The sequence below is a fragment of the Micromonospora craterilacus genome (assembly GCF_003236315.1).
Taxonomy (GTDB): domain Bacteria; phylum Actinomycetota; class Actinomycetes; order Mycobacteriales; family Micromonosporaceae; genus Micromonospora; species Micromonospora craterilacus.
This window is the reverse complement of the sequence record NZ_POTY01000332.1, coordinates 1-5,590: the sequence shown is the minus strand read 5'-3', so window position 1 is coordinate 5,590 and position 5,590 is coordinate 1. Positions and strand designations below refer to the sequence as shown.

The window sequence follows — 5,590 nt, the reverse complement described above, 5'->3', positions numbered from 1 at the left end:
GGTGCGGGGTGGGGGCAGCGAAGCGCCCGCCGGCTTGGCCGGCGGGCGCTTCGTGTGGTTGGGCAGGTTAGGAGGCTGTCATGGTGAGGTCGGTGATGACGACCTCCTTCTTGGGGTGACCGCCGCCGGCCTGCTGGGCGAAGGCGCCGTCGTCACCGGCGGCCGCGACCTCCTTCACGAGGTCCATTCCGCTGGTGATGGTGCCGAGCACCGTGTAGTCCGGCTCCAGCGGGGAGTCGCCGTAGACGATGAAGAACTGACTGCCCGTGCTGGCCGGCTGGTTGGACTTGGCCATCGCGATGACGCCCTCCGGGTACGGCGGCCGCTTGTCGGTCGGCAGGTTCTCCTCCGGCATGCGGTAGCTCGGGCCGCCGGTGCCGTCGGTCTCCCGCCAGCCCTTACCGGTGGCGCTCGGGTCGCCGCACTGGAGCACCTTGATGCCCTCGGTCACCAGTCGGTGGCACTTGGTGTTGTCGAAGAAGTTCTTCTCGGCCAGGTGGATGAAGCTCCCCGCGGTGCACGGCGCCGCCGACTGGTCGATCTTGGCGGTGATCGGGCCGAGGTTGGTGGTGATCGTCAGGATCTGGCTGCCCACCTGGCTCTGCTGGGTGTTCGGCAGCCCGACGTCCTTGGTCGTCGGGGTCCGCTCGCCGGCCGGGATCTCGACCCAGCCGCACTCCACGGAGTCTGCGTTCTGAGCGACGTTGTCGGTGCCGCTGTCGTCGCCGATCATGTTGCTGGCCAGCCAGACCGTGCCGGCGACCACCAGCAGCAGGGCCACGCCCGCCCCCACGACCGCCTGTGTCTGGCGGCGCTTGCGGGCCCGGGCTGCCCGCTCGGCCATCTCCTTCTCGAGCCGGGCGCGAGCCGCCGCGCGCTGCCGCTCTCTGGTGGACGTCACGCCTCGATCCTCCTGGACTGTCTGTGGATGCCGCTGCGGGTGGTGAGACCCGTGTCTTGGTTCAGTCGGCGCTGGGCCGGCCTGCGCCGGCCTGGGCCGGCCTGCCGGGTGGGTCAGCTGGCGTTCGTGCTGGCTTCGGGCGCGCCCGAAGCCGCCGAACTCGGGGTGGGGTCCGCCGGCGATGCCGGATCCAGCACCGGCTCACCGACGGTCAGGCTCTGGATGACCACGTCGTCGTCCTTCGGCTTGACCTTCTCGCCAGACCCATTGTCCACGGTCGGCAGGGCTCCGATCTTCTCCACGACGTCGAGGCCCTCGGTGACCCGGCCGATGATCGGGAACTTCGGCTCGGCGGTGGTGTGGTCCTTGAAGAAGATCACGAACTGGCTGCCGTTGGCGCCCGGCGGGTTCGCGATCATGGCGACCGTGCCCTTCGGGTACGTCGGCGGCTCGTCCGGGGCCGGGCTGGCCGAGGGGGACGCCTCCGGAGCGTTGGGCATGTTCTCGTCGTGGAACGAGTACGCCGGGCCGCCCAGGCCGGTGCCGCTGGGGTCGCCGCAGCGCACCGCGCCCTCGGCCATGATCTCGTGGCACTTGGTGTTGTCGTAGAACGACTGGCTCGCCAGGTGGGCGATGCTCGCGGCGGCGCACGGGGCGCTCGCGAGGTTCAGCTCGACGGAGATCGGCGCGCCCTGGTTGGTGGCGATGGTCATCGGCCGGGTGCCGGTGATCGGCAGCCCGGTGGTGGCCGGCTCGCCGACGTCCTTGAGGTTGCTGTTGCCCGCCGTGTTCTGCGGGGTCCAGAGGCAGACCTCGTTGGCGGCGGTGTTCTCGTCCGGCTCGTGGTCGAAGGCGCCCAGCGCCCACGCCGAGCCGGCGATGACCAGCACGAGGATCAGGGCGGTGCCGACGCCGGCCCGGATCTGCCGACGACGTTTCGCGGCGCTGGCCCGGCGGGCCAGTTGCCGGTCGAGCTTGGCCCGCGCCAGTTTGCGCTGCCGGTCCCTGCTGGAAGCCACCCGTGCTCCCCTTTCCTCTACCCTGGTCGTCAGCCGGTGATCGCGTACCCGTCGGGCGGCAGGTGCGCCACGCCACACGCCCGCCAGAGTGTACGGGTACCGGCTGGGAAAGTCGTGTACTAGGTCGGCTCCCACGTGCATCGGGGGCCTTCAGTGCCCATTGGGGCGGTTGGGACGGATGTGCCGGAGCCCGCTGGGGCCGCCGGTTAGGCTGCCGAAGAGGACAGCTCGACGGAAGGGGAGCGGACGTGCTCGTGGCCGGCTTTCCCGCGGACGCCTTCGGCACCAACTGCTATGTGGTTGCCGCCGGCCCGGGGGAACAGTGCGTGGTGGTCGACCCCGGCATCGGGGTGATCGACCGGCTCGACGCGCTGCTCGCCGAGCATCGCCTGCACCCGGCCGCGGTCCTGCTCACCCACGGGCACCTCGACCACACCTTCTCCGTGGCGCCCGTCTGCGGGGCGCGTGGGATCACCGCGTACGTGCACCCGGACGACCGGGAACTGCTGGCCGACCCGGCGAAGGCGCTGTCGATGGACCTCACCCAGCTCTTCGGCGGCCGGCTGCCGTACGCCGAGCCGGAGGACGTCGCCGAGCTGGCCGACGGTACGACGCTCGCCCTCGCCGGGTTGGAGATCACCGTCGACCACGCGCCCGGCCATACCGGCGGGTCGGTGCTGTTCCGGCTGCCCGGCGCCGGCTCGCCCTGGGAGGCGGAGCAGATCTGCCTCTCCGGCGACGTGCTGTTCGCCGGCTCGATCGGCCGCACCGACCTGCCGGGCGGCAGCATGCCGACGATGCTCACCAGCCTCCGGGACAAGATCCTCCCGCTGGCCGACGACACCGTCGTGCTGCCCGGCCACGGCCCCGCGACCACCATCGGCCGCGAGCGCGCCACCAACCCGTACCTCGCCGAGGTGGCGGGGATGGGCGGCGCGCGACCGGCGGCCCCCACCCGCGGCCTGTAGCCGCCGCGATCGACGACCTCACCGCGCTGCCCGCGTGGCACCCAAGGAGTAAGTCATGAGCAAGCCCACGCCCATCTCCGGTTTCCCGGAGTGGACGCCCGCCCAGCGGATGATCGAGCAGTACGTCCTGGACCGGATCCGGGCCACCTTCGAGCTGTACGGCTTCGCCCCCCTGGAGACCCGGGCCGTCGAGCCGCTGGACCAGCTGTTGCGCAAGGGGGAGACCTCGAAGGAGGTCTACGTGATCCGGCGGTTGCAGGGCGACCCGGAGGGTCCGGCCGGTGACGACGCGCTCGGCCTGCACTTCGACCTGACCGTGCCGTTCGCCCGGTACGTGCTGGAGAACGCCGGCAAGCTCCAGTTCCCGTTCCGTCGCTACCAGATCCAGAAGGTGTGGCGCGGTGAGCGGCCGCAGGAGGGCCGGTACCGCGAGTTCCTCCAGGCCGACATCGACATCGTCGACCGGGACACCCTCGCGCCGCACCACGAGGCGGAGATGCCGCTGGTCATCGGCGACGCGCTGCGGTCACTGCCGATCCCGCCGGTCCGGATCCAGGTCAACAACCGCAAGATCTGCGAGGGCTTCTACCGGGGTATCGGGTTGGACGACCCGGAGGCGGCGCTGCGCGCGGTCGACAAGCTCGACAAGCTCGGCCCGGCGAAGGTGACCGAGCTGCTGGCCGGCACGGCCGGGGCGAGCGAGGCGCAGGCAAAGGCGTGCCTGGCCCTGGCCGAGATCTCCGCGCCGGACGCCTCCTTCGCCGACGCGGTGCGCGCGCTCGGGGTGAGCCACCCGCTGCTCGACGAGGGCGTCGAGGAGTTGGTCCGGGTGGTCGAGACCGCCGCCGCGCACTCGCCCGGCCTCTGCGTCGCCGACCTTCGGATCGCCCGGGGTCTGGACTACTACACCGGCACCGTCTACGAGACCCAGATGATCGGGTACGAGCGGTTCGGCTCGATCTGCTCCGGCGGCCGGTACGACAACCTGGCCAGCGCCGGGTCGGCCCGGTTCCCCGGGGTCGGTATCTCGATCGGGGTGACCCGGCTGCTCGGGCTGCTCTTCGGCACCGGCGCGCTGTCGGTGTCGCGGGACGTGCCGACCTGTGTGCTGGTGGCGGTGACCAACGAGGAGCTGCGGGCGGCCAGCAACCGGGTCGCCGAGGGGCTGCGGTCCCGGGGCATCCCGACCGAGGTGTCGCCGAGCGCGGCGAAGTTCGGCAAGCAGATCCGGTACGCCGAGCGGCGCGGCATCCCGTACGTCTGGTTCCCGGGCGCGGACGGTGCCGCCGACGAGGTGAAGGACATCCGTTCCGGCGAGCAGATCGTCGCCGCGGCGGGGGAGTGGACGCCCCCTCGGGCGGACCTCAAGCCGCTGGTGAGCTGAGCCCCCAGCCGCAGGTGCCCCGGGCGCGGTCGTCGCTGGCTCTCTCGACGACGACCGCACCCAGGGCGGCTCAGGGCACCACCGGCGCCGGCGTGCGGCGCGGGTGGCGCGGGTGGCGGTGGCCGGCCGGGCGCTCGCGGCCCGGCCGGTGCCGCCGGCGCTCCGGCCGTGCGGCGGGGTGCCGGGTGCGGCGTGTTCCATGTGCCGTGCGGCGGGTGCCGTGTGCCGGGTCCCGTGCGGCGAGTGCCGGGTGGCGAGTGCCGGGTCCCGTGCGGCGAAGTGCCATGCGGCGGGTGCCGGGTGCTGGTGGGTGCTTGCCGCTCAGGCGGGGGGCTCCAGGGGCAGCAGCAGGCAGCTGGAGGTGGCGTGGGCGACCAGGCGGGACCGCGCGTCGGTCAGCCGGGCCTCCGCCAGGGCGGTCCGGCGCCCGCTCTGCAGCACGGTCCCCTCGCAGCGCAGCGTGCCGGAGGCGACGGTGACCGGTCGGAGGAACTTCACGTTGAGGTCCAGCGAGGTGTAGCCGACGCCGACCGGCAGGGTGGTGTGCACGGCGCACCCGGCGGCGGTGTCGAGCAGCGTGGAGATCACCCCGCCGTGCACCGTGCCGAGCGGGTTGTAGTGGAACTCCTGCGGCACCAGCTCGACGACGACGCGGCCCTCGTCGGCCTCCATCCGAGCCATGTCGATCAGGTGCATCACCGGCGGGGCGGCCAGCTCGCCGGCGATCATCGCGCGGAGCAGTTCCAGCCCGCTGCGCCGGCCGATCTGCGCGGCGTTGATGCCCGGATCGGACCAGGAGAAGGTACGGCTGCGCGCCGCATCCTGCGTCTGCGTCATGGACTCAGCCTGCCAACAAGTTGCTGAGTCTGTCAATCAGACCTAGCCTCTCGGGCATGAGACCCGCGGCTCTGGACTGGTCGGTCGACAACTGCACCGTCGCCCGCGCGATGGAGATTCTCGGCGAGAAGTGGACCCTGGTGGTGCTGCGCGAGGTGTTCAGCGGGGTCCGCCGCTTCGACGACATGCGGGTGCGTACCGGGGTTCCCCGGCAGGTGCTGACCAACCGCCTGGCCACCCTGGTCGACCAGGGCGTGTTGCGCCGCGAGCCGTACCGCGAGCCGGGCACCCGGCTGCGTCACGAGTACCGGCTCACCGCCAAGGGGCTCGACCTCTGGCCGGTGCTGGTCGCCGTGCTGGCCTGGGGCGATCGGTACCTCGCCGACCCGGAGGGTCCGCCGCTGAGCGTCGGGCACCGCGACTGCGGCGCCGATGTCCACATCGAACTGCACTGCGCCGCCGGCCACCACCTCACCGAACC

The 5,590-nt window shown here is 72.2% G+C and carries 6 protein-coding genes; 3 read left to right on the top strand and 3 right to left on the bottom strand.

The genetic code is table 11. The features are described 5' to 3' along the window. Window positions 1-67: 67 nt before the first annotated feature. Together C1I95_RS31380 and C1I95_RS31375 are read right to left on the bottom strand one after the other, a co-directional pair. Entirely contained in the window at window positions 68-901 is an 834-nt protein-coding gene (locus C1I95_RS31380; protein WP_111219406.1) for a peptidylprolyl isomerase, read from the bottom strand. 113 nt (window positions 902-1,014) lie between these two features. Next, on the bottom strand, window positions 1,015-1,920 hold the full coding sequence (locus tag C1I95_RS31375; protein ID WP_111219404.1) for a peptidylprolyl isomerase: 906 nt from the start codon (window positions 1,918-1,920) through the stop codon (window positions 1,015-1,017). A gap of 248 nt (window positions 1,921-2,168) precedes the next feature. Between C1I95_RS31375 and C1I95_RS31370 the strand changes: the two genes are divergently transcribed. Further along, the gene (locus C1I95_RS31370) at window positions 2,169-2,888 is read left to right on the top strand and encodes an MBL fold metallo-hydrolase (protein ID WP_111219402.1); all 720 of its coding nucleotides are present in this window, start codon (window positions 2,169-2,171) and stop codon (window positions 2,886-2,888) included. A gap of 55 nt (window positions 2,889-2,943) precedes the next feature. Continuing rightward, window positions 2,944-4,272 carry a histidine--tRNA ligase gene (hisS, locus tag C1I95_RS31365; RefSeq protein WP_111219400.1) on the top strand — a complete coding sequence of 443 codons (1,329 nt, stop codon included), beginning with the start codon at window positions 2,944-2,946 and terminating at the stop codon, window positions 4,270-4,272. Window positions 4,273-4,593: 321 nt separating this feature from the next. Here hisS and C1I95_RS31360 read toward each other — a convergent pair whose 3' ends face one another. Continuing rightward, window positions 4,594-5,109 (bottom strand): PaaI family thioesterase, encoded by a 516-nt coding sequence (locus C1I95_RS31360; protein WP_111219398.1) that lies wholly within the window; start codon window positions 5,107-5,109, stop codon window positions 4,594-4,596. 56 nt (window positions 5,110-5,165) lie between these two features. On the opposite strand from C1I95_RS31360, the gene C1I95_RS31355 reads away from it, so the two are divergent. Next, window positions 5,166-5,590: winged helix-turn-helix transcriptional regulator (locus C1I95_RS31355; protein ID WP_111219396.1), on the top strand; the 425-nt coding region annotated here is incomplete at its 3' end.

Bases quoted from the DNA above. Each gene is read 5' to 3' on its own strand.
- hisS (WP_111219400.1), top strand. From the start codon at position 2,944: ATGAGCAAGCCCACGCCCATCTCCGGTTTCCCGGAGTGGACGCCCGCC.
- C1I95_RS31360 (WP_111219398.1), bottom strand. From the start codon at position 5,109: ATGACGCAGACGCAGGATGCGGCGCGCAGCCGTACCTTCTCCTGGTCC.